This is a genomic window from Streptomyces sp. CMB-StM0423, from assembly GCF_002847285.1.
Taxonomy (GTDB): domain Bacteria; phylum Actinomycetota; class Actinomycetes; order Streptomycetales; family Streptomycetaceae; genus Streptomyces.
This window is the reverse complement of record NZ_CP025407.1, coordinates 4,359,446-4,383,916: the sequence shown is the minus strand read 5'-3', so window position 1 is coordinate 4,383,916 and position 24,471 is coordinate 4,359,446. Positions and strand designations below refer to the sequence as shown.

At 73.5% G+C, this 24,471-nt stretch carries 25 protein-coding genes and 1 tRNA gene; 19 read left to right on the top strand and 7 right to left on the bottom strand.

All coding sequences use genetic code 11. The features are described 5' to 3' along the window. Positions 1–2: 2 nt before the first annotated feature. Positions 3–1,304, bottom strand: a complete 1,302-nt coding sequence (locus CXR04_RS19120) for an MFS transporter (protein WP_267898195.1) — start codon at positions 1,302–1,304, stop codon at positions 3–5. 80 nt (positions 1,305–1,384) lie between these two features. Here CXR04_RS19120 and CXR04_RS19115 point away from each other — a divergent pair, with 80 nt between their 5' ends. After that, on the top strand, positions 1,385–2,302 hold the full coding sequence (locus CXR04_RS19115; RefSeq protein ID WP_101423586.1) for a LysR family transcriptional regulator: 918 nt from the start codon (positions 1,385–1,387) through the stop codon (positions 2,300–2,302). Between the two features lie 76 nt (positions 2,303–2,378). Here the strand turns inward: CXR04_RS19115 and CXR04_RS19110 are convergent, their stop codons facing one another. Beyond that, positions 2,379–3,845, bottom strand: a complete 1,467-nt coding sequence (locus CXR04_RS19110; protein ID WP_101423585.1) for an MFS transporter — start codon at positions 3,843–3,845, stop codon at positions 2,379–2,381. 86 nt (positions 3,846–3,931) lie between these two features. Between CXR04_RS19110 and CXR04_RS19105 the strand changes: the two genes are divergently transcribed. Next, on the top strand, positions 3,932–4,342 hold the full coding sequence (locus tag CXR04_RS19105; RefSeq protein WP_442802388.1) for a MarR family winged helix-turn-helix transcriptional regulator: 411 nt from the start codon (positions 3,932–3,934) through the stop codon (positions 4,340–4,342). Positions 4,343–4,400: 58 nt separating this feature from the next. On the opposite strand, the gene CXR04_RS19100 is transcribed toward CXR04_RS19105, so the two are convergent. Continuing rightward, positions 4,401–5,402: a helix-turn-helix domain-containing protein gene (locus tag CXR04_RS19100; RefSeq protein ID WP_101423584.1), complete on the bottom strand. Its 1,002-nt coding sequence runs from the start codon at positions 5,400–5,402 to the stop codon at positions 4,401–4,403. A gap of 72 nt (positions 5,403–5,474) precedes the next feature. On the opposite strand from CXR04_RS19100, the gene CXR04_RS19095 reads away from it, so the two are divergent. Further along, a complete protein-coding gene (locus CXR04_RS19095) occupies positions 5,475–6,746 on the top strand; it encodes a sialidase family protein (RefSeq protein ID WP_234380316.1) in 1,272 nt (423 codons plus the stop codon). A 57-nt stretch (positions 6,747–6,803) separates the two neighbouring features. Here CXR04_RS19095 and CXR04_RS19090 read toward each other — a convergent pair whose 3' ends face one another. After that, the gene (locus CXR04_RS19090; protein WP_101423582.1) at positions 6,804–8,081 is read right to left on the bottom strand and encodes an MFS transporter; all 1,278 of its coding nucleotides are present in this window, start codon (positions 8,079–8,081) and stop codon (positions 6,804–6,806) included. Positions 8,082–8,169: 88 nt separating this feature from the next. Continuing rightward, the gene (locus tag CXR04_RS19085) at positions 8,170–9,060 is read right to left on the bottom strand and encodes an aminoglycoside phosphotransferase family protein (protein ID WP_101423581.1); all 891 of its coding nucleotides are present in this window, start codon (positions 9,058–9,060) and stop codon (positions 8,170–8,172) included. 70 nt (positions 9,061–9,130) lie between these two features. Here CXR04_RS19085 and CXR04_RS19080 point away from each other — a divergent pair, with 70 nt between their 5' ends. Beyond that, positions 9,131–9,763: a TetR/AcrR family transcriptional regulator gene (locus tag CXR04_RS19080; protein ID WP_101423580.1), complete on the top strand. Its 633-nt coding sequence runs from the start codon at positions 9,131–9,133 to the stop codon at positions 9,761–9,763. A 199-nt stretch (positions 9,764–9,962) separates the two neighbouring features. Here the strand turns inward: CXR04_RS19080 and CXR04_RS19075 are convergent, their stop codons facing one another. Next, the gene (locus tag CXR04_RS19075; protein WP_101423579.1) at positions 9,963–10,232 is read right to left on the bottom strand and encodes a hypothetical protein; all 270 of its coding nucleotides are present in this window, start codon (positions 10,230–10,232) and stop codon (positions 9,963–9,965) included. Between the two features lie 162 nt (positions 10,233–10,394). Here CXR04_RS19075 and CXR04_RS19070 point away from each other — a divergent pair, with 162 nt between their 5' ends. The 8 genes from CXR04_RS19070 (at position 10,395) to CXR04_RS19035 (ending at position 18,506) form a co-directional block, all read left to right on the top strand. Then, entirely contained in the window at positions 10,395–12,149 is a 1,755-nt protein-coding gene (locus tag CXR04_RS19070) for an SPFH domain-containing protein (protein WP_101423578.1), read from the top strand. Continuing rightward, positions 12,146–13,498 carry an SPFH domain-containing protein gene (locus CXR04_RS19065; protein ID WP_101423577.1) on the top strand — a complete coding sequence of 451 codons (1,353 nt, stop codon included), beginning with the start codon at positions 12,146–12,148 and terminating at the stop codon, positions 13,496–13,498. Before CXR04_RS19070 ends, CXR04_RS19065 begins: the two co-directional genes overlap by 4 nt. A gap of 52 nt (positions 13,499–13,550) precedes the next feature. Beyond that, positions 13,551–13,919: a DUF488 domain-containing protein gene (locus tag CXR04_RS19060; RefSeq protein ID WP_101423576.1), complete on the top strand. Its 369-nt coding sequence runs from the start codon at positions 13,551–13,553 to the stop codon at positions 13,917–13,919. Positions 13,920–13,994: 75 nt separating this feature from the next. Beyond that, the gene (locus CXR04_RS36670) at positions 13,995–14,828 is read left to right on the top strand and encodes an HdeD family acid-resistance protein (RefSeq protein WP_101423575.1); all 834 of its coding nucleotides are present in this window, start codon (positions 13,995–13,997) and stop codon (positions 14,826–14,828) included. A 104-nt stretch (positions 14,829–14,932) separates the two neighbouring features. Beyond that, entirely contained in the window at positions 14,933–15,565 is a 633-nt protein-coding gene (locus CXR04_RS19050) for an HhH-GPD-type base excision DNA repair protein (RefSeq protein ID WP_101423574.1), read from the top strand. Between the two features lie 136 nt (positions 15,566–15,701). Further along, positions 15,702–17,234 carry a M28 family metallopeptidase gene (locus CXR04_RS19045; RefSeq protein WP_101423573.1) on the top strand — a complete coding sequence of 511 codons (1,533 nt, stop codon included), beginning with the start codon at positions 15,702–15,704 and terminating at the stop codon, positions 17,232–17,234. 215 nt (positions 17,235–17,449) lie between these two features. Beyond that, a complete protein-coding gene (locus CXR04_RS19040) occupies positions 17,450–17,746 on the top strand; it encodes a type II toxin-antitoxin system VapB family antitoxin (RefSeq protein ID WP_018836497.1) in 297 nt (98 codons plus the stop codon). Between the two features lie 94 nt (positions 17,747–17,840). Then, positions 17,841–18,506, top strand: a complete 666-nt coding sequence (locus CXR04_RS19035; protein WP_101423572.1) for a LytR C-terminal domain-containing protein — start codon at positions 17,841–17,843, stop codon at positions 18,504–18,506. Between the two features lie 105 nt (positions 18,507–18,611). Here the strand turns inward: CXR04_RS19035 and upp are convergent, their stop codons facing one another. Next, on the bottom strand, positions 18,612–19,244 hold the full coding sequence (gene upp / locus CXR04_RS19030; RefSeq protein WP_047016662.1) for a uracil phosphoribosyltransferase: 633 nt from the start codon (positions 19,242–19,244) through the stop codon (positions 18,612–18,614). Between the two features lie 152 nt (positions 19,245–19,396). Between upp and CXR04_RS19025 the strand changes: the two genes are divergently transcribed. From CXR04_RS19025 to CXR04_RS19000, 7 genes are all read left to right on the top strand, one after another. Beyond that, the gene (locus CXR04_RS19025; protein WP_101423571.1) at positions 19,397–19,582 is read left to right on the top strand and encodes a hypothetical protein; all 186 of its coding nucleotides are present in this window, start codon (positions 19,397–19,399) and stop codon (positions 19,580–19,582) included. Between the two features lie 191 nt (positions 19,583–19,773). Continuing rightward, positions 19,774–20,322 carry a tRNA adenosine deaminase-associated protein gene (locus CXR04_RS19020; protein WP_101423570.1) on the top strand — a complete coding sequence of 183 codons (549 nt, stop codon included), beginning with the start codon at positions 19,774–19,776 and terminating at the stop codon, positions 20,320–20,322. A 56-nt stretch (positions 20,323–20,378) separates the two neighbouring features. Further along, positions 20,379–20,879, top strand: coding sequence for a nucleoside deaminase (locus tag CXR04_RS19015; RefSeq protein ID WP_101423569.1), 501 nt, complete (start codon positions 20,379–20,381; stop codon positions 20,877–20,879). 41 nt (positions 20,880–20,920) lie between these two features. Then, positions 20,921–21,010, top strand: a tRNA-Ser gene (locus CXR04_RS19010). A 521-nt stretch (positions 21,011–21,531) separates the two neighbouring features. Next, positions 21,532–21,708, top strand: a complete 177-nt coding sequence (locus CXR04_RS35275) for a hypothetical protein (RefSeq protein WP_199850487.1) — start codon at positions 21,532–21,534, stop codon at positions 21,706–21,708. Between the two features lie 297 nt (positions 21,709–22,005). Continuing rightward, positions 22,006–23,001, top strand: a complete 996-nt coding sequence (locus CXR04_RS19005) for an RNA polymerase sigma factor SigF (RefSeq protein WP_101423568.1) — start codon at positions 22,006–22,008, stop codon at positions 22,999–23,001. 247 nt (positions 23,002–23,248) lie between these two features. Then, a complete protein-coding gene (locus tag CXR04_RS19000) occupies positions 23,249–24,313 on the top strand; it encodes an RNA polymerase sigma factor SigF (protein WP_101423567.1) in 1,065 nt (354 codons plus the stop codon). Positions 24,314–24,471 lie beyond the last annotated feature (158 nt).

Genomic DNA, 24,471 nt, shown 5'->3' with positions numbered 1-24,471 from the left:
CGTCACCGTACGGGTGCGTGCCGGGGCTCGGGGCCGTCCTCTACGGGCCGCGCCCCGGCCCGTACGCCCCGGGCGGCACCCGCACGCGCGGCCCCCCGGGCAGCGCCCACCCGCTCCGCCACCCACAGCACCACCGTCCCCGCCGCCAGCACCGCGCCCAGCGCCGACACCGCCTGCCAGCCACCCCGCGCCCACACCACCGACGTCAGCGCCGAGCCGACCGCCCCGCCCGCGAAGAAGCTGGTCATGAACGCCGAGTTGATGCGGTTGCGGGCGTCCGGGCGTATCGCGTACACCACCGCCTGGTTGCTGTTGAGCACCGCCTGCTGCGCGACGTTGAGGCCCACGATGCCCACGACCAGCCACGGCAGCGACTCGCCCGCCACCCCCAGCAGCACCCACGAGCCGGTCAGCAGCAGCACGCCCGCGCCCGTCACCGCCTGGACGTGGCCGCGGTCGTTGAGCCGTCCCGCGAACGTCATCGTCACCACGCCCAGCGCCCCGACCAGACCGAACAGCCCGATCGCCGACTCCGACCAGCCGTACGGCGGCCGCGCCAGCAGGAACGTCAGCGCCGTCAACTGCACGCTGTACGAGGCCAGCGACAGCGCGCCCAGCGCCGACCGCCGCCGCAGCACCGGCTCTTCGCGCAGCAGCGCGACCGTGGAGCGCAGCAGCGCGGGATACGACATGCCCGCCATCCCCGCGCCCGCCGCCGGCAGCCGCGGCAGGTGGCGGTGGAGGAGGACGGCCATGCCGGTCATGAGCAGGGCGTTGACCCAGTAGATCGTGCGCCAGCCGCCGAGTTCCGACAGCGCCCCCGAGGCGGTACGGGCCAGCAGCCCGCCGAGCAGGATGCCGGACATCACGACGCCCACCACCCGCCCCCGCTCCTCCGGCGCCGCGAGCCCGGCCGCGTACGGGACGACGACCTGGGCGCCGACGGACGCCAGCGCGGTGAGGACCGTACCGGCGAGCAGCACGGGCCCGTTGGGCGCGGCGGCGGTGAGCGCGAGGAACGCGGCGGTGGCGACGAAGAGCCCGACGGACAGCCGCCGCCGGTCGGTCACGTCGCCGAGGGGGACGAGGAGGATGAGGCCCAGCGCGTACCCGGTCTGCGCGGCGGTGACGACGAGCGCGGCCAGCGTGCTGCCGACGTGCAGGTCGCGGCCGATGAGGTCGAGGAGGGGCTGGGCGAAGTAGTTGCCCGCCACGGACAGGCCGGTGGCGGTCGCCATGAGCAGCAGCAGGCCGCGGCCGAGGGTGGTGGGCTCCTCGCGCGGTGATACCGGGTCCGTTGTCATGACCCCAGACTCCGCCCACCACCATGGATGAGTCCAACACATGGTTGTCATCTGATCCATCTCGTATCACGATGGATCGCATGGAGCTGCAGCAACTGCGCTACGTCGTCGCCGTCGCGGACACCGGCGGATTCACCCGCGCCGCCGAGCGCTGCCATGTCGTCCAGTCGGCGCTGAGCCACCAGATCGGCAAGCTCGAACGGGAGCTGGGCGCCCGGCTGTTCGACCGTACGAGCCGGCAGGTGCGCCCCACCCGCGCCGGCGAGGCGTTCCTGCCCGCCGCCCGCGCCACCCTCGCCGCCGCGGAGCGGGCCCGCGCGGAGGTCGCGGCGGCGACGGGGGAGGTGCGCGGGCGGCTGGCGATCGGGTCGATCCCGACGGTGGCGGCGGTGGACCTGCCGGCGGCGCTGAAGGAGTTCCACGACGCGTACCCGCAGGTGCGGATCAGCCTGGCGGTGGGCGCGAGCGAGAACCTGGTGCGGGCGGTCGCGGAGGGCACGTACGACCTGGCGCTGCTCGGCGTCCCCGCGGGTTTCCGGGCGCAGCAGGTCCGCGAGCGGATCCTCGTACGGGACCGGCACCTGGCCGTCCTGCCGCCGGACCACCCGCTGGCGGGCACGGGCGAGACGGATCTCGCGCGGCTGGCGGAGGAGACGTTCGTCGACTTCGCGGCGGGCACGGCGGCGCGGGCGCAGTCGGAGGAGGCGTTCGCGGCGGCGGGGCTGCGGCGGACGGTGGGCTTCGAGGTGTCGTCGATGGACTTCATGGCGGATCTCGTACGGGCCGGGCTGGGGGTCGCCCTCCTCCCCAGCACCTTCGCCCCCCGCCTCCCGGGCCTGGCCACCGTGCGGATCGCCGACGGCCCGTCCCGGGAGGAACGCCTCATCTGGCCCCGCACCCGCCCGTCCCCGGCCGCGGCGGCGTTCCTCCACAGCCTGGGGGTAACGCCGGACGAGGAGGAGAACGAGGAGGAGGACGACGGCGCCCCGGCGGGGTGACCGCGCACGGAAACGGACCCGGGCCTGGCCGGCCCGGATCCGTGTACCCCCGATTCCCCGTGGTCGTGGCGGTGGGTCAGTCGGCCGCGTAGACGTACTCGCGGTCCTCCACCGGCTTCTGCTCCTGCTCCGGGCGCCGCGACCCGCGGAGCCCGGTGAGGGCGATGACGAGGCCCAGCAGCGCCATGGCCGCGACCACGTACAGCGCCGGGTCGAAGCCGTTGAGAAGCGCCCGCGAGCCGGTCGCGCCCTCCGCGTTGGCGGTGAGCACGGCGGTCACGACCGCCAGCCCGATCGCCCCGCCCACCTGGAGCGAGGTGTTCAGCAGCCCGCCGGCGAGACCCTGCTCGTCGTCCGGGATGCCCGCGGTGGCCTGGATGTTGAACGAGGCGAACGCCAGCATGAAGCCGAGGCCCAGCAGCACCATGCTCGGCAGGGTGCCGACGAGGTACGGCGCGTCCCGGTCGATGGCGAGGAAGAGCACGTACGCCAGCAGGTGCGCCACCACGCCGCCCGCGATGGTGCGCGTGGTGCCGACCCGGTCGATCAGCGAGTCCATCCGCGGCGAGCCGAACGCGACGATCAGCGCGGCCGGCAGGAAGCCGAGCGCCGTCTCCATCGCCGACCAGCCCAGCACGGACTGCAGGTACTGCATGACCAGGAACTGGAAGCCCAGGTACCCGCCGAAGAACACGGCGGCGCCGAGGTTCGCGCGGGCCAGCGGGCCGGAGCGCAGGATGCCGAGCCGGATCAGCGGGTGGCTGCTGCGCCGCTCGATGGCGAGGAACGCGGCCAGCAGCACCGCGGCCACGGCGAACTGCAGCAGCGTACGGGTCGCGCCCCAGCCCACCTCGGGCGCCTCGACGACGGTGTAGACGAGCAGCAGCATCGCGCCGACGCCGGTCACCGCGCCCGGGATGTCGTAGCCGCCGGTGCGCTCGGGGCGCCCCTCCTCGGGCAGCACGCGGAAGGCGGCGACGAGCGCGATCAGGGCGATGGGGAAGGGCAGGAAGAAGGTCCAGCGCCAGCCGACCTCGGTCAGCAGGCCGGAGAAGACGAGCCCCGCGCTGTAGCCGCTGGCGCCGAAGACGGCGAAGATCCCGAGCGCCTTGTTGCGGGCCGGGCCCTCGGCGAAGGTCGTGGTGATGATCGAGAGCGCGGCGGGTGCGGTGAACGCCGCGGAGACGCCCTTCAGCAGCCGGGTCGCGATCAGCAGCCCGCCGTCGTCGACCAGCCCGCCGAGCAGCGAGGTGACGGCGAACACCGCGACGGCGACGAGGAACACCCGCCGCCGGCCGAGGAGGTCGGCGGTGCGGCCGCCGAGGAGGAGCAGTCCGCCGTAGGTGAGGACGTACCCGCTGACGACCCATTGAAGGGTGCTCGTGGACAGCCCGAGGTCGGCCTGGATGGAGGGGAGGGCGACCCCCACCATCGACACGTCGAGAGCGTCGAGGCCGACCACGAGGGAGACGGTCAGCAGGATGCCCCACAGGCGGGCGTCCCACTTCGTCGAGGTGGTGGACAGATGTGCGGAAGAGCTCATGACGGATCACACTACATGCAGAGGCATCTAATGCCAAAGCATTTAATGAAGTCGCATTAGGTTCACGCGCATGTTACCTTTGCTGCGTGAGCGTGAGCGACGTCGGCGCCGAACGCGCCCTGGTGGACCGCTGGCACGGCCTCCTGGCCTGTCACGCGGCGGTCTGGGGTGCGCTGGAGCGCGAGCTGCAGAGCAGGCACGGCATCGGGGTCAGCGAGTTCGAGGCCCTGGAGGGCCTGGCGACGAGCGACCACGACAAGTGCCGCGCGGCCGAGCTGGCCGGCGCGGTGCACCTGAGCCAGAGCGCGACGTCGCGGCTGACGGCCCGGCTGGAGCGCGCGGGGCTGGTGACGCGGGCGATGTGCGACGTCGACCGGCGCGGCATCTTCGTCCTGCTGACGGCGGAGGGCCGGCGGCTGTACGAGGACGCCAAGCCGACGCACCGCGAGGTGCTGGCCCAGGCGCTGCCCGGGGCGGCGCAGCCGGCCGGCCGGTAACGGCCTGATCCCCGGGGGCAGTCGACGCCGCGTCGGTTGCTTCGCAGACGCGTCCGCGTCAGAGGTCGACGGCGCCGTTGCGGGCCGCCTGGAGCCCCGCCTGGAAGCGGGTACGGGCCCCGAGCCGCAGCATCAGCGCGCTGACCCGGCGGTTGAGGGTACGGGCACTCACGCCCAGCCGCCGCGCCACCGCCTCGTCCTTCAGCCCGGCCGCGAGCAGGGTCAGCAGTTGCCGGTCGGACTCGGCGTCGCCGCCCCGCTCGCCCCCGGCGCCACCGGCCCCGGCGCCACCGGCCGCGGCAAGCGGTCCCGGCACGGGCACCGCCGCCGCCCACAGCAGCTCGAAGAGCTGCACCAGCGCGTCCAGCAGGGCCCCTTCGTGGATCACGAACGCGCTGTCGACCATCTCGTGGGCCTCGCGGCTGAACGGCAGGATGGCCGTCGTGGCGTCGGCGACGGCGAGCTTCAGCGGCACGTCCGTATGCACCCGGGCCTGCTCCCCGGCCGCGACGACCGCCTCGAAGACGTCGAACGCGCCCGGCACTTCCAGCGCCTCCGGTGCGTACAGCCCGCGCACCCGCGCGCCGCGCGCCAGTATCTCCAGCTCCGCCCGGTTCGGCTCGGCCGGCTCCTGCGCGTACGGCGGCCGGTCCAGGACCAGCAACTCGCGCCGCACCGACCGCTGCAGCCGGTCGAAGGCCGCCGCGACCGAGCCGCGGCCGAAGAGGATCTCCACCTGGTCCTCGGGCCGGTGCCTGCGGTCGACCGGCAGGTCGGCGAGGAGCGCGGTGGCCGCGGTCCTGGCCACGGCGACCTGGTCCTGCCAGCGGACCGTGAGCTGGTCGACGGCCGCGTCGGGCCGGGTCGCGACCAGCCGGACCGGGGCCCCCGGCAGCAGCGTGACCAGGCCCAGCTCCGCGAGCCGCTCGACCCCGGGGGCGGTCTCGGCCTCCGTACGCCCGGCCGCCGCCGCCAACCGCGCGGTGTCGAGCGGCGGATGGCGGAGCAGCAGGCGGTACAGGGCTTCGTCGGACGCGAGGACGCCAAACGGCTCGAACATGACGTGGACCCCCGGGGCGCGTATCGGATATGTCCCGCCTGATGGGGGCAGCGCGAGCGGCGCATGGGCGCCATGGCGTCCGTTCGCCAGCCGATCGACGTGGACATCCAGACGATCACGGTACTTCCTGGTGAGGACAACGTCATCGAGGAGGAGATCCGGGTGAGACCCCTTCACCGCGCGATTACCACCGTGACGGTCGGCGCAGCGCTCGTCGCGAGCCTGTTCACGGCCGCCGCTCCCGCCAACGCCGCCGCGCACCCGAAGCACTGGGACGCACCCGAGTGCGACCAGGTCGTCAGCGACGGCTCGCTCTCCCACACCCGGGACGGCGGCGCCACCTTCGCCCCGACCACCACCGCCGAGCGGCCGCCGTACTACCAGTTGGTCACCGGCCTGGAGACCCTCGCCACCCCGAACCGGCTGCTGGCCACCGACATCAACGGCCGGGTGACCCGGTCGGCCGATGCCGGCTGCCGCTGGCACACCATCGCCAAGCTCGGATCGGGCCACTGGTTCGTCGCCCCCGGGCGCGACGGCAGCGCCTACGTGTGGGAGCTGCGCGGCGACCGCGTCTACCGGGTCGACGGCAACGAGGTCGTCAGGATGCCGGCCTTCGACGGCGAGAAGCTGGGCGGGCTCTACGGGCTCACCGCCAACCCGCGCCGCGCCGGCCACCTGCGGGCCGTCACCGACGGCGGCCGCGTGCTGGAGTCCACCGACCACGGGCGCAGCTTCCGTCCCATCGGCACGCCCGTCCCGCTGGCCGAGGCCGGCCCGCACACGATGTTCTACGACGCGAAGGTCTCCAGCGCCGACTTCGACCGCATCGTCGTCGGCGTGAGCGACGCCGGCGGCTTCACCAGCGACGACGCCGGCCGCACCTGGCGCCGCGCCAAGCTCGGCGCCGCGGGCGACAAGGTCAACGGCTTCTCCCTGGCGATCTCGCCCGTCGACCCGCGGGTGGTCTACGCGAAGGCGCTGAACGTCACCGAGCTGGAGGCCGGCGAGAGCGGCCGGCACCTCTACCGCTCGACCGACGGCGGCCGCACCTTCCGGCCCGTGGTCGACCAGTTCCAGGACGGCGAGGACGTCGTGATCTACAACGGCGGCTGGATGCGCCCGGATCCGACCGACGCCGACGTCGTCTACTTCGAGTACGGCGACCCGTGGAGCGGCACCAACCTCTACCGCCACGACGCGGACGACGACGAGCTGACGATCCGGCACTCCGGCCACCACGGCATCGGCGCCCTCGCCGTCAGCCCGGCCGACCCGGACGTGCTCTACGCCGGTCTGACCTCGGTGCCCAGCGGCGCACCGGTGACGGGGGACGGCGCGTAGCGGCGCCGGGGACCGGGGGCGGTGCCCTGACCCACCGCCCCCGGTCCGTGCCGCGCCCTACGCTCGGCTACGCCCCCGGCCGCGCAACAGCAGCGGCGCGACGACCAGATACGGCAGCGCGCACACGGCGAACGCGGCCCCGTGCCCGAGTCCGGCGGCCGAGCCGAGCAGGCCGTACGCGCCGTAGACGGTGATCGTCCCCAGGTCCGTACCGACGCCGGCCAGCGAGGTCAGGGTCGCCCGCGCAGGACCGGTGATCCGCTCCTGCAACCGGGCCTCCGCGAGCACGGTCGCCACCTGGAACCCGCCGAACGCGACCCCCACCAGCGCGATCCCCACCCCCGTCCCCAGCAGCCCGCCCGCGGCGAGCGCCACCGCGGACCCCGCGAGCAGCGCGGCCAGTACCCCCGCCGGCGTCCGGGCGGCCCGGCCCCGCTCCTCGACCCGCCCGGCCAGCAGCCCGCCGGCGGCGGCACCGGCCCAGATCAGCAGCAGGTACAGCGGGACGGCGGGGTCGGCGACGCCGGCCTCGCGGACGAGGTAGGGGGTGTATTCGTCGAGGGAGCCCCAGACGGCGACGACGGCGGGGACGAGGAGGAGGGCGCCGCGGACGGCGGGCTCGGCGCGGAGTTCGGCGAACCCGGCGCGGAGGGTGCCGACCCAGCCGAGACCGGGGTCGTCGGCGTCGGCTTCGGGGGCGGGCTCAGGTCCGGGATCGGACCCGGCAGGTTCGGTCCCGCCGGACTCGGCACGGGCCGCCCCGGGATCGCCGGGCCCGTCGGCCTCTCCGGCACCCCTGTCGTCCCGTACGCCCTCTCCGGCCCCCCGGTGCTCCGGAAACCGCGTCGCCACCGCCGCCCCCAGCAGGCACGACGCCACGCTCGCCGCCCCCACCGCCGCGTACCCGCCGGCCGCGAACACCGGGGCCGCCGCCGCCATCGACGCCATCACCCCCACCGTGCCCGCCGCGCGCCCGCGCCCCAGCGTGCGCGCGTACCGGTCCGCCGCGCCCGCCCGGCCCAACTCCTCGTAGAGCAGCGCCTCCAGCGCTCCCGACGCGAACGCGCCCTTCGCTCCCCACAGCACGAACCCCGCCGCGAACGCCCCGTACGACGGCGCCACGATCCACAGCGTGAACCCCGCGCCCGTCAGCAGCGGTCCCGCGCACAGCAGCAGGCGGCGGGAGAACGCGTCGGCCCAGGCCCCGGAGGGGACTTCGAGCAGGAGGGACGTCAGCGACCAGATGACGAAGAGGGAGGAGACCTGCCACAGCGACAGCCCGTGGTCGGCGAAGAGCAGCGCGTACACGGGGTAGAGCAGGACGAAGTCGTCCAGGAACGAGTACGCGTAGAAGCAGGCCGCCGATCGCCGCTCGGGGCGGGCGGTACGTACGCATCAATGTCGCCAGGTCATGCCCGCAACCCTACCCGTCGGCCAGCACCTCGTCGATGACGAACTTCGAACTGGCGACCATGACCGGGTTGGTGTGCCGGTAGTACGGCAACTGGATCAGCGAGATCGACAGCGCCCACCCGCGCCCGCGCGCCCACGCCGCGTCGTCGTCCCCGCCCGCCACCGCGGCGCGGAACGCCTCGCGCGCGGGACCGGTGAAGAGGTTCCAGGCGGCGATCAGGTCGACGGCCGGTTCGCCGAGGCCCATGCAGCCGAAGTCGATGACGCCGCCGAGGCGTCCGTCGTCGGTGAGCAGGACGTTCCCGGGGGACAGGTCGGCGTGCAGCCACACCGGCGCCCCGGCGTAGGCGGGCGCGCGCAGGGCGGTCTCCCAGGCGGCGGTCACGGCGGGCACGTCCACGCCGTCCCCGGGCTTGAGCTGCGCGAGGGCGGCGCGGGTCTCCGCGTCGCGGTCGGCCAGGGTCTCGCTGCGGTACGAGGGCGGGCCGCCGGCCGGGTCCGCGGCGCGCATGGCGTTGACGAAGCCGGCGAGCTGGCCGGCGAGCGGCCCGGGGGCGGCGACGCCGGCGTCGGGCGGCAGGATCGTCCCGGGGAGCCAGCGGCAGACGCTCCACTGCCAGGGGTACCCGGCCCCGGGCTCGCCCACGGCGACGGGCTCGGGCACGGGCACGGGCAGGCCGGCGGCGAGCCGGGGCAGATGGGAGAACTCCAGATCCACGTCCTTGGCACCGGCGGCGGTCAGGGGCATCCGCACGCTCAGCTCGTCGCCGAGCCGGAAGACGGCGTTGACGGTGCCGCCGGAGGCGACCCGTTCGACGGGCAGCGCGGCCCACCGGGGGAACTGGGCGGCGATCAGGCTCCGTACGAGCGCGGCGTCTATCTCCGCCTCGTCGGCGTGCATCCGGACAGCAGACATGGGCGGGACCCTACGCCGGTCACCCCCTCGCGCCACACCGATATATTCGGCGGTGATGCGTACCGTCAACCCCGAGCAGCACGCGCGCAAGCGGGCCCGCATCCTGGCCGCGGCGGCGGAGGAGTTCGCGGCGAACGGGGTGGACGGGACGTCGACGGCGCGCATCTGCCGCCGGGCGGGCATCGGCTCGGGGACGCTCTTCCACTACTTCCCCACCAAGAAGGCGATCTTCCACGCCCTCTTCGCCGACGACCTGGCGCGCACCGCGGAGATCCGCGACCGCGCGCTGGCGATGCCCGACCCCGAGGAGGGCTTCGCCCTCCTCTTCGACCGCCTCACCGCGGACCTCGACGACCCGCAGGCCCCGGGCCTGATCGCGGCGGCGCTGATCCAGGCGAGCCGCGACCTGAAGTTCGCCAGGCTGCTGGGAGACGACGAGACCCGGACCCTGGCGGCCCTGACGACGCTCCTGGAGCGGCTGGCGACGCAGGGCCACACGCCGCCGTTCCCCCCGGCACGGGCGGCCCGCTGGCTCGTCACGGTGATCGACGCGGCCTACCTGGCGGCGACGGACGACGGCTACGACCCGGCGGCCCACGCCGCGGAACTCCGCCTCGTCGCCACCTGGCTCACCGCCACCCCGCTGCCGCCCCCGCCCGCGTCCCCGTCACCGTCCCCGGGGCCGTAGCGCCGCCTCACCCGGCCTTCCGGAACGGCTCCGACATCCTGTCCCCCGCCTCGTGCCCGAGCAGCCCCGCCTCGTCCGCCCCGATCAGGCCGATCCGCTCGGCCGGCTCCCAGCCGTGGACGCCGACGGCCGCCTCGGCGAGCGCGGCGAGCGCGGCCGGCCACCAGGCGAGGAGGGCGTAGCCCCCCGCCGGCCGCGGTCAGCGGGACTGGAGGGCGTCCAGGGCCACTGCCTGGGCGATGATCAGGCGGCGGTCCAGCGCGGGGTCGGCGATGTCGATCTCGTAGCGGTCGTACAGGGAGAGCTTCTTCGTCACCGAGAAGGCCCGCTTGCCGTCCGCCGTGAAGTCGGAGTGGTACGGGACCGGGAAGGGGAACTCGCCGACGACCGGGAGCAGGCTCCAGCCGCGGCGGACCAGCGCCACCGCCCCGTTGCGCTCCGGCTGCGCCTGGAGGGTCCGGGTGTCCATGCCGAAATAGTAGAGCAGGCGCTCTGCTAAACCCGCTTACTGCCGGAATCGTGCAATGACCACGTACCCGTGTTGTCACGATCCGCGCCTGGGCTTGCGCACGACTGTACGAAACGCTTGGGATTGCGGAGAGTGATCACGCGACCTGAGGAGGGGGACGACATGGCACGTTCGCGCGCGCAGACCTTCAGAAGCGCGGCGCAGGCCGTGATGGAGGGGGACGGCCCGGGGCAGCTCGCCCAGGACGAGCTGCGCCGCCGCGGTGTACTGCCCGACGGGGAACAGGGCCGCGAGGGCAGGGAAGGCGGCCGGGGCCGGCGTGGCGACGCGCCCCGGGAGGACGGGATGGACCCGGCCGACTTCCCCGCCGCCCGCGACCAGGGCGGCAGCCTCGACACCGTCATGACGCAGCAGTCCGTGCCGCTGGACGAGGCCGGGGAGGTGCTGAACCGCAGCGAGCTGAAGCGCGAGGGGCTTGAGCAGGTGCACGCCATCTGCCCGATGGTGCTGCCGCGCGGGCGCTCGTTCCTCAGCATGCTGCCGGTGTCGCTGCTGCTCGTCATCGGCCTCGTCGGCACCATCGCGGTGGCCGCCACCGGCGACGACGTGGTGACGAACCCGCTGTTCGGCGCCCACTACTGGGTGCTGGCGATCTTCGCCGTGGGGTTCGTGTGGTGGCGGCAGGGGATGGTGATGGTGCCCGATGGGTGTCATGCCCTGATCACCAAGTTCGGCAAGCTGGAGCAGGTCGTCGGCCCCGGCCGGGTCATCCTGCTGAACCCGTGGAAGCGGGTCTCGTACATCCTCAACACCACCCGCGAGTACCCCTTCAACGCGCCCGTGCGCGAGGCCCCGACGAAGGGCGGGGTGAAGGCGTCCATCGACCTGTTCATCCAGTTCCGGATCAGCGACCCGGTCGAGTTCGTCTACACCCTCGGCGCCGTGCGCGGCTTCGAGGAGAAGCTGAACAACGCCGTCAGCGAGACGATCCGCAGCCTCATCTACGAGCAGGAGGCCGCCGGCATCTACGACATGGTCGGCGAGGACACCACCCGGCTGCTCGACTCGCTGAACCACCAGTTCCGGCCCGCGGTCGAGCTGACCAACGCCAACATCACCCACGCCGAGCCCTCCGACCAGCCGTACCGCATGGACCTCGCGGCGCCGGAGATGGTGCGGATGGCCAAGGAGGCGTACACCCACGAGTACTCGCTCCAGCTCCGCAAGGAGCAGGACGAGGGCGACCTGAGCAAGGAGCTGGCGACCCGCGAGGAGGAGCTGTCCGCGATCCAGGCGGACATCGCCCAGTACCAGGCCCAGATGGACACCGCCGTCGAGCGCGAGACCAACCGCGCCGAGGCGCTGGCCCGGCAGCGGTACGTCCAGGCCGAGTCGGAGGCGCGGGCCAACGCCGCGCTGCTGGAGGCGCAGGCGCTCGACATCCGCGCGGTGACGACGGCCGAGGCGCCGGAGATCCTGGAGTACCGCTACCAGCAGCAGGTCCTCGACACCCTGGAGCAGGTCGCCGACCACCTGCCGCAGTTGCTGCGCATCGGCGGCCCCGCCGGCGGCGCGGACGGCGGCGGCGGGGGCGTCGACTTCCTGGCGCTCGCCCGGGAGCTGATCGGCGAGCACGGAGCGGACCTGTTCTCGGAGGCCGAGATGGCGGCCGTACGGGAGCGGCTGGCCGAGGTCGCGGCGCGGATCGCCGAGCGGGAGCCGGAGATCCGGGCGCTGCGCGAGGCCGAGCGGCCGGCTCCGGTCCCGGCCCCGGCGGGCAGCGCCGAGGCGGAGCAGGAGCACGCGCCGCAGGCGGCCGGAGCCGAAGCCGGCATCGGAGCCGCCAACGAAGGCTACGGACACGAGAGCACGGGCTTCGGGCCCGCGCACCACGGGCACGAGGAGGCGGGAGCATGAGCACGACGGCCATGAAGCGCAGGTCGGTCATCTCCGAACTCGTCGCGGCCTGGGGCGACATCCCCCAACTGCTGCGCGGTGGCGAGGCCGGCACCCTGATCCCCGTCATCATCCCCCGCCACCGCCGCCGGCTGTGGTGGATGGTGCCGCTGTGGCTGGCGCTGCTGGCGCTCGCGACCGGTGTGATGGCCGGGCTGCAGAGCGGCAGCGAGGACGGCTGGAGCGCGAGCGCGTACGACGCGCTGGCGGCCGCCGCGTACGGCACCGGCGTCTTCCTGCTGGTCGTCGGCGTGCTGTGGTGGTGGCGCTCCTCGATCGTGAAGATCGAGCAGGGCACGAACGGCGTCCTCACCCGCTACGGCGCCATCTCCCGCACGCTGGGCCCGGGCCGGCACTTCGTCTGGCACCCCTGGTCGCGGGTGGACTTCGTCGTCGACACGGCCACCGAGATCCCGTACTCGGCCCCGGTCATGGCCTGCCCGACGCAGGAGAACGTGCCGCTGCGCTCGATCGAGTTCTTCCTGAAGTTCCGCATCAACGACGCGGTGCTCTTCGTCCGCACCATCGGCGCCGGCAACTTCGACCTGGTGCTCTCCAGCGCCGTGCAGGACGCGATCCGCCAGCGCGCCCGCCGGGTGCGCACGGAGCGGGCGTACGATCTGCGCGGCTCGGACGTCGCGGACATGCAGGACCTGCTCAACCGCCAGTTGGCCCGCTACGGCGTGCGCGTCACCGGCGCCAACATCCCCGACGTCCAGCTCCCCGCGCAGTACCAGCAGCACCTGGCGACCCGCGAGCGGGTGGCGAAGGAGCGGACCGCGTACGAGCAGGAGTGGGGCCTGACCCGCAAGCGCCGTATCGACAACCTGCAGATGGACATCGAGCGGGCGAAGAAGGCGCGCGACGCGCGGTTCGTCGAGGTCAAGGCGGCGCTGAACCGGGCCCGCGAAGAGGTCGCCCGGCTGCTGGAGCAGCAGGAGACCGAGGCGCAGAAGGTCCGCTTCGAGATCGAGACCCGCGGGCGCAGCGGCCTCATCGCCGCCGAGAACGAGGCGAAGGCGCAGCGCCGGCTGGCGCAGGCGTACCGCGACAACCGCGCGGTGCTGCAGTACGAGCTGGCCAGGCGGCGGCTGGAGGTGGGCGCGGTGCTCGCGGGCAGCGCGCCGCAGCCGACGGTCATCCGCACGGACGGCGGCGGGGGCGGGGACGTCTCCGCGCTCACGACCCTCCTCACGGCACAGTTGCTCCCCCGGCTGACGGCCGGCTCCCCGGCGGGCGGTTCCGTGCCGCCGGCGGGCGGCCTGCTCCGGGCGGTGGCGGCCGACGGACACGGGGCCGGCGAGGAGTGAGCGGGGCCGTGCGGCGGGCGCGGGGGGCTCGCCGCACGGCTACCGTGGACGTATGGCGACAAAACACGCACCCCCACGGATACGACGTGTCTACGACGCCCCCGAAGGCGACGACGGCACGCGCGTCCTCGTCGACCGGATCTGGCCCCGCGGCATGACCAAGGAGAAGGCGCACGTCGACGAGTGGCTGAAGGCCATCGCGCCCTCCGACGAGCTGCGCCACTGGCTGCACGCGGACTTCGACCGCTACCCGGACTTCGTGAAGCGCTACCGCGCGGAGCTGGCCGACCACGAGCGCGCGACGGCGCTGGCGCATCTGCGCGCGCTGTACGAGCAGGGGCCGCTGACGCTGGTGACCAGCACGAAGGAAGTGCAGCGCAGCCACCTGACGGTGCTCGCGGAGGAGCTGGAGCGGGGCTGACCCCGCGGCCGTACGGGTCACCCGTACGGCCCAGCGCCGGTGGCAGCCAGGACGGAGCCGCTCGCAGCCTGGAGCATGAGCACCGACCCGGCGCCGCACCGCGGCCGCCCCGAGAAGCCCGGCCCCTCCTCCGACGCCGCTGACACCGACGCCTCCGGCGAGGGCATACGCCCCGTCGGCGACCGCACCCGCCGCGTGGAAGAACCCCGGGCCGCATCCACCGCCACCCCCGGGGAGCACGCCCCCCGGGAGCGCCGGCTCAGCGTCGTCGCAGGCGACGAGCACGCGGGCCCGCCGCCCGGCGGCGGCGCGGCACGTACCGCCCACCGAGAACACGGCGCCGTCCCCGAGGGGCCCCTCGGCCTCCTCGCCAGAGGCGCCTGGCAGGCGGTGCTGCTCGCGGGCGTCGCCGCCCTCGTCCTCGGCGCCCTCACCCTCGCCTGGCCCGGCGAGACGCTCCGCGTCGTCGGCATCCTCTTCGGCCTGTACCTGCTGGTCATCGGCGTGATGCAGCTCGTCGCCGCGTTCGGTACGCACGCCTCCACCGCGCTGCGCGTGATGGCGTTCATCAGCGGCGCCCTGTGCATCCTGCTGGGCCTGCTGTGCTTCCGCAGCGCGCTGCAGTCGATCCTGCTGCTCGCCCTGTGGATCGGCATCGGCTGGCTCTTCCGCGGCATCACCCAGGCGGTGGCCGCCAGTTCCGACGAGGCGATGCCGGCGCGCGGCTGGCAGATCGGCCTCGGCGTGATCTCGGCGCTGGCCGGCATCGTGCTGATCGTGTCGCCGCTGACGTCGATCGCGATCCTCACCTACCTCGCCGGCGCCTGGCTGCTGGCCGTCGGCGTCATCGAGATCGCCACCGCGATCCGCATCCGCCACCGCGCGAAGCAGCTCCCGGCCGGCGCCTGAGCGGGACGCCCGGCCGGTCCCCGGCCCCCGGTGCGCCAGGGCGCGCACCGGGGGCCCGCGTGTTGCCCGGCGGGGCCGCGACCGGCTGCTGCCATCATGCTCGGATGAACGTCACCGTCCGTCTCGCGCAGCAGCCGGAGGCCGACGCGCTGCTCGGCCGCAGCCCGCTGGCCGTCCTGGTCGGCATGCTCCTCGACCAGCAGGTGCCCATGGAGTGGGCGTTCTCCGGCCCGTACTCGATCGCCCACCGCATGGGCGGCGACGACCTCGACGCCCACGCCATCGCGGCGCAGGACCCGGAGGCGTTCGCGGCGCTGCTCTCCGAGAAGCCGGCCGTGCACCGCTACCCCGGCTCGATGGCCAAGCGGATCCAGCAGCTCTGCGCGTACCTCGTGCACGAGTACGACGGCGACGCCGAAGCCCTCTGGCGCGACGCCGGCAGCGGCAGGGAGCTGCTGCGGCGGCTCCAGGCGCTGCCCGGGTACGGGAAGCAGAAGGCGCAGATCCTCACCGCGCTGCTGGGCAAGCAGTACGGCGTCACCCCCGACGGCTGGCGCGAGGCGGCGGGCGCGTACGGCGACGACGGCAGCCGCAGGTCGGTCGCGGACATCACCGGGCCGGAGACGCTGGCGGAGGTACGGGCGTTCAAGCAGGAGGCGAAGGCGGCGGCCAAGGCGGCCGGCCCGCAGGGGAAGACGGGCACGAAGGCGGGGCCGAAGGCGAAGAAGACCACCTGAACCGGGACGGGTTGGCCACCGGCCCATTCCGCAACGGCGTTCGAGTCGCTAGGTTGCTCGCACCCCGTCCGCCTTGCGGACAGGAGACCCCACACGCCGGACAGGTTCGCCCACCTTTGACGTCGGAAGGACTCCTGTGTTCCCTCGAAGACTCACGGCTGCGCTGGGCGCGGCCGCCCTCGCCGTCCCCCTGCTCCTGGCCAGCTCGGCACCCGCCGGCGCGGCACAGCCGGCGAAGGACGGCGCGAAGCTGGCCCGTGACCTGGTGCGGGCGTCCAGCGCTTCGGACGCGTACAAGCACCTCAAGGCGTTCCAGCGGATCGCGGACCGCAACGGCGGCCACCGCGCGGCCGGTTCGCCGGGGTACGAGGCGTCCGCCGCGTACGTCTACGACCAGCTCAAGCAGGCCGGCTACGACGTCGCGTACGACACCTTCGACTTCACCTACTCCGAGACGCTGAAGGACGAGTTCGCCGTTGTCTCGCCCGAGGCGCGGGACATCGAGATATACGCGATGACCTTCTCGAAGGCGACCCCCGAGGGCGGCCTCGACGCGCCGCTGGCCGCCGCGCCCGTCGACGCCGACGGCACCTCGGGCTGCGAGCCGGGCGACTTCGAGGGCGGCGACTACGCCGGCAAGGTCGCGCTCGTCCAGCGCGGGGGCTGCAACTTCGCCGTCAAGCAGGCCAACGCCGCGGACGCGGGCGCCGTCGCCACCGTCATCTACAACAACACCGAAGGCGCCCTCAACGGCACCCTCGGCGACGCCGACACGGTCAAGGTGCCCACCGGCGGCATCACCAAGGCCGAGGGCGAGGCCCTGACCACGCTGCTGGCGCAGGGCGAGGTCACCGTCCACGTCGACATCCAGATGATCGTCGAGCCGCGGACGACGCGGAACGTCATCGCCGAGACCAAGCGCGGCGCCGAGGACCGTACCGTCATGCTCGGCGCGCACCTCGACTCCGTCTCCGAGGGCGCCGGCATCAACGACAACGCCTCGGGCTCCGCGGCGCTGCTGGAGGTCGCGAAGGAACTGGCGCAGGCGGAGAAGGAGCCGCGCAACCAGGTGCGCTTCGCGTTCTGGTCGGCGGAGGAGCTGAGCCTCGTCGGCTCCACTGACTACGTGAGCCGGCTGACCCCGCGCCAGTTGCGGGACATCGAGCTGTATCTGAACTTCGACATGGTCGCCTCGCCGAACTACGGCCTCTTCGTCTACGACGGCGACGACTCCGACGGCGTCGGCGAGGGCGCGGGCCCGGAGGGCTCGGCGCAGTTGGAGCGGCAGATCACCGACTTCATGGACCGGAAGGGGATGCCGCACGAGGGCACCGACTTCACCGGGCGCTCCGACTACGGCCCCTTCATCGAGGTGGGCATCCCGTCCGGCGGCACGTTCACGGGCGCGGAGGGGACGAAGACCGAGGCGCAGGCCGTGAAGTTCGGCGGCACGGCGGGCAGGGCGTACGACCCGTGCTACCACACGGCGTGCGACGACCTGGACAACATCAGCATGCCGGCGTTCGACGCGAACATCGACGTCATCGCCAACGCGGTCGGGACGTACGCGCACGACGTCAGCTCGCTGCGCGAGCCGGTGTCGTTCGTGCCCACCGAGGGCGACGCGGGCAGCGGCGGTGGTGCGCACGACGACCACGCGGAGCGGTGAGCGCGTGACGGCGTAGCACAGACGCAAGGGGAGCCCGGGCCGCGAACGGCCCGGGCTCCTGCCGTTCCCCCGCCTTGCCGCCCCCCTTTCCGCCTGGCTCCGCCTTGCTTCTGCCGGTCCCCGCTTGCCTCCGCCTTGCTTCGCACTTGCCGCTGACTTGTCGCTCCTGTGCATCACTGCTGCGCCCGGAGGCGCATCCCCGGTAGGCTTTCCGTGTGATCTTCAAGCGCATCGGAAACGGGAGGCCGTACCCCCACCACGGCCGGGAGTCCACCCGCCAGTGGGCTGACGTCGCGCCACGCCCGGTACGCCTCGACCAGTTGGTGACGACGAAGCAGCAACTGGACCTGGAGACCCTGCTCGCCGAGGACTCGACCTTCTACGGCGACCTCTTCGCCCACGTCGTGAAATGGCGCGGCGACCTGTATCTGGAGGACGGACTGCACCGCGCGGTGCGGGCGGCGCTGCAGCAGCGCCAGGTGCTGCACGCGCGCGTCCTTGAGCTGGACTGACCAGTCCGTTGACCCTTTCGGGGGGACCCGCGCCCGCCCCGTAGATCATTTAGTAGGCACGGCCCCTTCCGGCTACTACGCTGCCGCCATGAGCATGCTGACGCCCCCCGAGATGGGCGGGCCGTACCGCATCAAGGGCACCAAGTATCCGCGTATGCGGCGAAGCCGCCGGCGCCGGAAGGTGCTGGCCGTACTCGGTGCCGTGCTCGCGGTCGCGCTCGTCGGCTGGGGCACGCTGCAACTCGTCGACGCCTTCACGGGCGGCGGCGAGGAGGAGAAGGCGGTGCAGGCCCGTACGCCCGGGGACTGCGGCGCGCGGGAGACGGGCGCGAAGTCCGGCGAGGGCAAGAGACCCGAGAGCCGTCCCGGCGGGAAGCCGGCCGAGCTGCCCGCCCCCGGCCGGGTCAAGGTCAACGTGCTGAACGCCACCGCCAGGAGCGGCCTCGCGCAGAAGACCGCCGACGAGCTGAAGAAGCGCGGCTTCAAGATCGGCAAGGTGGACAACGCGCCCGCGGCGTACGACAAGAAGGTACGCGGCGAGGGTGTGCTGCTCGGCGCCCCGGGGACGGTGGACGGCGAGCTGAAGGTGCTGGGCACGCAACTGGCGCAGGCGGAGCCGAAGGCGGTGGAGCGCGACGGCACGGTGGTCGACCTGATCATCGGCGACGACTTCCGCGGGCTGACGAAGCCGGCGGAAGCGGAGGCGGCGCTGAAGGCACTGGCGACCCCGGCGAAGGCGAAGCCGGGGGCGTGCGACTGAGACGCCGGTAGCCGGGGCGGCACCGGGCAGCACACGGCACCCGCGGACGGGCGGTCGCCGACCCGGCGCCTGCCGGCCCGGGGCGGTCCCTGGCCGTGCTCGCCGCTAGGCGGTCCCGTACATCCGGTCCCCGGCGTCGCCGAGGCCCGGCACGATGTACCCCGCCTCGTTCAGCCGCTCGTCCATCGCCGCCGTGACCACCGTCACCGGCGCGCCCGCCAGTTCGTGCTCCACCGCGTCCGTCCCCTCCGGCGCCGCCAGCAGGCAGATCGCCGTGACGTCGTCCGCGCCCCGCCGGATCAGCTCGCGGATCGACGCGACCAGGGTGCCGCCGGTGGCCAGCATCGGGTCCAGGACGTAGACCTGCCGGCCGGACAGATCCTCCGGCAGCCGGTTCGCGTACGTGCTGGGCTGCAGGGTCTCCTCGTCGCGTATCAGCCCGAGGAAGCCCGCCTCCGCCGTCGGCAGCACCCGCATCATGCCGTCGAGCATGCCGAGCCCGGCGCGCAGGATCGGCACGATCAGCGGCTTGGGACGGGCCAGCCGCACACCGGTGGTCTGCGCGACGGGGGTGCGCACGTCGACCTGTTCGGTGCGGACGTCGCGCGTCGCCTCGTACGCGAGGAGCGTGACGAGTTCGTCGGCCAGCCGCCGGAAGGTGGGAGAGTCCGTGCGCTCGTCGCGCAGCGTGGTGAGCTTGTGCGCCACCAGGGGGTGGTCGACCACGTGAATCCGCATGCTCCCGAATCTATCCGAGACCCGGCCGGGCACGGATACCCGTGGGGGTCAGGGGGTACGCGTGGAGAAACGGGCCGCGGTGCGTACACAACCGCCAACCGGGTGCAAGGTGGATATGTCCTCCCGGCCCGCTCGGACGCTGGAGGTGTGTGATGCCGGATCGTGATCTGCGCAGCGGTGATCCACTGGCCGAGACCACCGACGACCGCAGCCGGCGCCGCGCCGCCTTCCTGCGCGACCTGCACGAAGCCGAGGCGCTGCGGGCGCGCGTCCAGCCGCGGCGCGCCCGGGCGGCGCGGCGTCGGCATGTCCACCGCATGCGGACCTTTCGCTGGTAGACGGCCGATGAGCGGCGGAACGGGGGCCGCGCGGCGGCCCAATTCACGACGCACAGCGGAAGACCCCGCAGACAGCGCAGGTTTCTGTCACGATTCCGGTGAGGGCGGGTCCCCCGCCCCTGGTCGGGGGGAGAGAGCAGGCAAGCTCGACCACCCGGCCCGGCATACCTAGGACCAGTGGGAGAGTCACGGTGTACTTCGCCGCACTGCTCGCGCGCACCGAAGACGGGTGGGAAGCGAGCGATACAGAGCTCGACGACGTGGAGACGCTGGACGACCTGGCCGGCCTCGCCCGCGAGGCCACGGCCGACGACGACGAGACCGTGCTGGTGCTGCTCGAGCAGGAGGGCATCTGGTACGGCGTCATCCGTATAGACGGCGAGGACGACCCGCGCGTCTTCGTCTCGAACGCCGCGGGGGCCGCGCGCAGCGCGTACGGGGAGATCCTGCTCACCCCCGAGCTGCTCGGCCGGGAGCCCGAGGACGACAGCGCCCTGGACAGCCTGACGGACCTGGACGGCACCGAGGACGGCGAGCCGGACCCCGCCGCCGCCTCCGGCGCGGACGCCGGCGCCGACCCGGACGCCCCGCCCGGCACGCCGGCGGGCCCGGTGGGCGACACGGAGCTGCTGGAGGACCTCGGGGTCTCGGAGAAGCAGTTGCTGGCGCTGCACGGCGACGCGGTCAACGAGATCGCCGAGATGCTCGGCGCAGCGGACGTCCTGGAGGCTGTCCGCTGACCGAGCCCGGCGGAGAAGGGGAGAGCGGCCCGTACGAGGAGCTGTGGGCACCGCCGATGCGCGCGGCCCTGGCGGAGGCGGAGCGCGCCCTGGAGACGGGTGACGTGCCGGTGGGCGCGGTGGTCGTGGGCCCGGTGGCCGCGTCCGGGGAGTCGTACGCCTCGCTGATCGAGGCACCGCCCACGGGCAGGATCCTGGCCCGCGCCCGCAACGAGAGGGAGGCGACGGGCGACCCCACGGCGCACGCGGAGATCCTGGCGCTGCGGGCCGCGGCGGCGGAGCTGGGCGGCTGGCGGCTGACGGGCTGCACGCTGGTCGTCACGCTGGAGCCGTGCACGATGTGCGCGGGCGCGGCGGTCCTCGCCCGCGTCGACCGCGTCGTCTACGCGGCCCGCGACCCCAAGACGGGCGCGGCGGGCTCGCTCTGGGACGTACTCCGCGACCGCCGCCTGAACCACCGCCCGGAGGTCATCCCCCACGTCCTGGCCCCACCCGCCACCGCCCTGCTCACCACCTTCTTCCGCACCGCCCCGCCGCCGGACGGCCCGCACCCGTAACGATTTCTGCTCACGGCGGCAGGTGGGCTAAGCTGCCTGGCGGTAGCGTGTCCGAGCGGCCGAAGGAGCTCGCCTCGAAAGCGAGTGTGGGGGCAACTCCACCGTGGGTTCAAATCCCACCGCTACCGCCAGCGTGACACCGCCTCCGACCGGGCTTCCGGTGCGGGGGCGGTTCTGTGCGCGGGCGAAGTCCCGGAGCGGGGAAGGGCGTTCGGCGGCTGCGGGGTCCGGCGGGGGAGTCAACGACCGGTCTGAGGGGGCGAGTTCGGCCGGCTCCCGGTGCCGGCTGCGTCTCCGGTACGGACCGCGCGCGGCCGGGGTGGCTTGCGGAGAGGGAGGCGGCCCCGGGGGGAACCGGCCGCCTCCCCCGCGGAGGGGTGGGCCCTACGACCCGCCGCAGCGAGGGGGGAGTAGCCGCGGCGGACGCGCAGTGGGCCCGCCCCGAGCCCGCCGGGGTCCTGCCGGACCCGGCGGGACTCACCGTCCATGGTGCGCCGCCCGCGGCCGGGGGCGGGAGACGCAAAAGCCCCCTGTGACCGGGCCTTTAGTCCATAAAACATGGGTACGGTTCCAACCGCGGATAGAATCGTGCGACTGCGCCTGGGGAGAGCAGCAAACGGGCGTGTGCCGCACAGGGGAGGCATCGACGCTCGTGGACTACAAGAAGATAGCGCTGGGGCTCCTCGGGCTCTTCGCCATCTACTCGATCATCAGCTCCCCCTCGCAGGCGGCCGACCTCGTGCAGGTCGTCTTCGAGTGGATATCGGAGCTCGCCAGGGCCATCGGGGATGTGATGTCCGACCTGCTCGACGACGCCTCGTCGGAGTGACGCGGGGCGTTGCGCGCCCGGGGGCGCCGCCCCGGGGCGGCTGTCCACCCGGGTGATCGCCGACCACGCGATCGGCCCCGTACACCCGTACGCGATCAGCCCTCCTGCCTGGCCGAACGACCCCCGGCCTGCGCACGCGGCGGCGGCCAACTGGCCGCCAACACGGCAAATTACGGTGCTTGCGCAGAGTGCGCATCTCTTGTGATGCTATGACCGCTTTTCCGGATTTCCCGGTCCCGCCTGCGCTACGCGCCGTGGCGCCGGTCGTACGTCACGTGGTCGCGAAGGGGTGGTGGTGTGGTGCAGCCGTTGTCCGCTCGTACGGCCCCGCCCACCCCCGGTCCACCCGCCTCCAGCCCGGTCTCGCCCCCGGCACCGGCTCCGACCCCGGCCACGGCCCCCACGACGGCCGTCGCGACCGCCCCGGCCCCCGCGCCGGCCGCACCCGGCCCTCCGGCCGCCGAAGCCGCGCCCGCGGCGGCGTCCGACCCCGATCCCGCCCCTGACGACTCCGGCGACCCCGACGCCCCCCATAAACCCGACTCCCGCGCCCTCACCCGCGCGCTCTTCGCCGAGCTCACCGCGCTCGAACCCGGCACCCCCGAGCACACCCGCGTCCGTACCGCGCTCATCGAGGCCAACCTCCCCCTCGTGCGCTACGCCGCCGCCCGCTTCCGCAGCCGCAACGAGCCCATGGAGGACGTCCTCCAGGTCGGCACCATCGGCCTCATCCACGCCATCGACCGCTTCGACCCGGCCCGCGGCGTGCAGTTCCCGACCTTCGCCATGCCCACCGTGGTCGGCGAGATCAAACGTTACTTCAGGGACAACGTGCGCACCGTCCACGTCCCCCGCCGGCTGCACGAGCTGTGGGCCCAGGTCAGCGGCGCCACCGAGGACCTGACCGTACGGCACGGCCGCGCGCCCACCACCGGCGAGATCGCCGCGCATCTGAAGATCGGCGAGGAGGAGGTGCGGGCCTGCCGCGAGGCGGGCCGCTCGTACTACGCCACCTCCCTCGAAGCCGCCCAGGAAGGCGACGGCATGCCGGGCCTGCTGGACCGGCTCGGGTACGAGGACCCGGCGCTGGCCGGCGTCGAGCACCGCGACCTCGTACGCCACCTCCTCGTCCAACTGCCGGAGCGCGAACAGCGCATCCTCATGCTGCGCTACTACCGCAACATGACCCAGTCGCAGATCAGCGCCGAACTCGGGCTGTCCCAGATGCACGTGTCCCGGCTGCTGTCGCGCAGCTTCGCACGGCTGCGATCCGCAAACCGGATCGATTCCTAACCGGATCGGGTAGGACTCTTCGAGAGTCATCCCTGACGCGCAGGCTCCGTATCTGCGCGTATATGTCGACTTGGCGCTACAGCGCGTTGCCGACTTGTGACATTCTGCTGGAACGGTGTTTGGCATGCCCCGGCACCCGGTAAGTCAGTCGGAGGCTGCTTCTCTCGGCGGTCCGGCGGGAGTCCAGGTTTCCGCCGGGTCAGGGGGAGGGGCGGCCTGGAACCGTCCGCGACCTCAAGGGGGTGGCATGTCCGCAGAACTGGGCAGCTCGCAGATGCTCACCGAAGTCGCGCCTCTCGGCGCACAAGCGGCTTTCCCCGACGCCCCGGCCGCCACGGCCCAGGGCCCGGACCGCACCCTGGACCCGTCCCTGGGCCCGTCCACCGACCCGGCCGCCGCCGGCCACGCCCCGGCGCCACCGGCACCCCCACCACCCCTCGGAGCCGCGGCACCCCAGAACCCGCCCGACGCCGCCGCCCCGGCCATCCCGGCCCCCGCCGCCCCGGCGGACGACGCCGCCCCGGAGCCCGAGCCGGCCCCTTCCGGCAGCATCGACACCCGTACGCTCTCCCGCGCCCTCTTCCTCCGCCTCGCCGAGCTGCCCCCCGGGGACAGCCCCGAGCGGTCCTACGTGCGCGACACCCTGATCGAGCTGAACCTGCCCCTCGTGCGCTACGCCGCGGCCCGCTTCCGCAGCCGCAACGAGCCCATGGAGGACATCGTCCAGGTCGGCACCATCGGCCTGATCAAGGCGATCGACAGGTTCGACTGCCGGCGCGGCACCGAGTTCCCGACCTTCGCCATGCCCACGGTCATCGGCGAGATCAAGCGCTACTTCCGGGACACGAGCTGGTCCGTGCGCGTCCCGCGCCGGCTCCAGGAGCTGCGCCTGGCGCTCACCAAGGCCAGCGACGACCTCGCGCAGCAGTTGGACCGCTCCCCGACCGTGCCGGAACTCGCCCAGTACCTCGGGGTGTCCGACGAGGACGTGGTCGACGGCCTCGCCGTGGGCAATGCGTACACGGCCAGTTCCCTCGACTCCCCGGCCCCGGAGGAGGACGGCGGCGAGGGCTCGCTCGCGGACCGCCTCGGGTACGAGGACACGGCGCTGGAGGGCGTGGAGTACCGCGAGTCGCTGAAGCCGCTGCTGGCCCAACTCCCGGCGCGGGAGCGGCGGATCATCATGCTGCGGTTCTTCGGGAACATGACGCAGTCCCAGATCGGCGACGAGGTGGGCATCTCGCAGATGCACGTGTCGCGGCTGCTGACGCGGACGCTGGCGCAGCTTCGGGCAGGGCTGATCGCGGACTGACGACGGGGCCGGCGCGGGGCCGGCCCCAGCTCGTACGCCCTACGCCCGGATCCCGTAGACGGCGCCGTAAGCCGCGTCCACGGAAGCGCGGGAGGGCGACGCGGCGGCACAGGCGACGCTTGACGCAAGCAGGAACTACGAAGCGCGCGACGCGGACT

Coding starts and splice junctions, on each gene's coding strand:
- upp (WP_047016662.1), bottom strand. CDS start 19,244: ATGCGGATTCACGTGGTCGACCACCCCCTGGTGGCGCACAAGCTCACC.
- CXR04_RS19085 (WP_101423581.1), bottom strand. CDS start 9,060: ATGCACGCCGACGAGGCGGAGATAGACGCCGCGCTCGTACGGAGCCTG.
- CXR04_RS19075 (WP_101423579.1), bottom strand. CDS start 10,232: ATGGACACCCGGACCCTCCAGGCGCAGCCGGAGCGCAACGGGGCGGTG.
- CXR04_RS19095 (WP_234380316.1), top strand. CDS start 5,475: ATGGCGTCCGTTCGCCAGCCGATCGACGTGGACATCCAGACGATCACG.
- CXR04_RS19110 (WP_101423585.1), bottom strand. CDS start 3,845: ATGAGCTCTTCCGCACATCTGTCCACCACCTCGACGAAGTGGGACGCC.
- CXR04_RS19070 (WP_101423578.1), top strand. CDS start 10,395: ATGGCACGTTCGCGCGCGCAGACCTTCAGAAGCGCGGCGCAGGCCGTG.
- CXR04_RS19065 (WP_101423577.1), top strand. CDS start 12,146: ATGAGCACGACGGCCATGAAGCGCAGGTCGGTCATCTCCGAACTCGTC.
- CXR04_RS19000 (WP_101423567.1), top strand. CDS start 23,249: ATGTCCGCAGAACTGGGCAGCTCGCAGATGCTCACCGAAGTCGCGCCT.
- CXR04_RS19050 (WP_101423574.1), top strand. CDS start 14,933: ATGAACGTCACCGTCCGTCTCGCGCAGCAGCCGGAGGCCGACGCGCTG.
- CXR04_RS19120 (WP_267898195.1), bottom strand. CDS start 1,304: ATGACAACGGACCCGGTATCACCGCGCGAGGAGCCCACCACCCTCGGC.
- CXR04_RS19115 (WP_101423586.1), top strand. CDS start 1,385: ATGGAGCTGCAGCAACTGCGCTACGTCGTCGCCGTCGCGGACACCGGC.
- CXR04_RS19060 (WP_101423576.1), top strand. CDS start 13,551: ATGGCGACAAAACACGCACCCCCACGGATACGACGTGTCTACGACGCC.
- CXR04_RS19035 (WP_101423572.1), top strand. CDS start 17,841: ATGCTGACGCCCCCCGAGATGGGCGGGCCGTACCGCATCAAGGGCACC.
- CXR04_RS19100 (WP_101423584.1), bottom strand. CDS start 5,402: ATGTTCGAGCCGTTTGGCGTCCTCGCGTCCGACGAAGCCCTGTACCGC.
- CXR04_RS19080 (WP_101423580.1), top strand. CDS start 9,131: ATGCGTACCGTCAACCCCGAGCAGCACGCGCGCAAGCGGGCCCGCATC.
- CXR04_RS19025 (WP_101423571.1), top strand. CDS start 19,397: ATGCCGGATCGTGATCTGCGCAGCGGTGATCCACTGGCCGAGACCACC.
- CXR04_RS19015 (WP_101423569.1), top strand. CDS start 20,379: ATGCGCGCGGCCCTGGCGGAGGCGGAGCGCGCCCTGGAGACGGGTGAC.
- CXR04_RS36670 (WP_101423575.1), top strand. CDS start 13,995: ATGAGCACCGACCCGGCGCCGCACCGCGGCCGCCCCGAGAAGCCCGGC.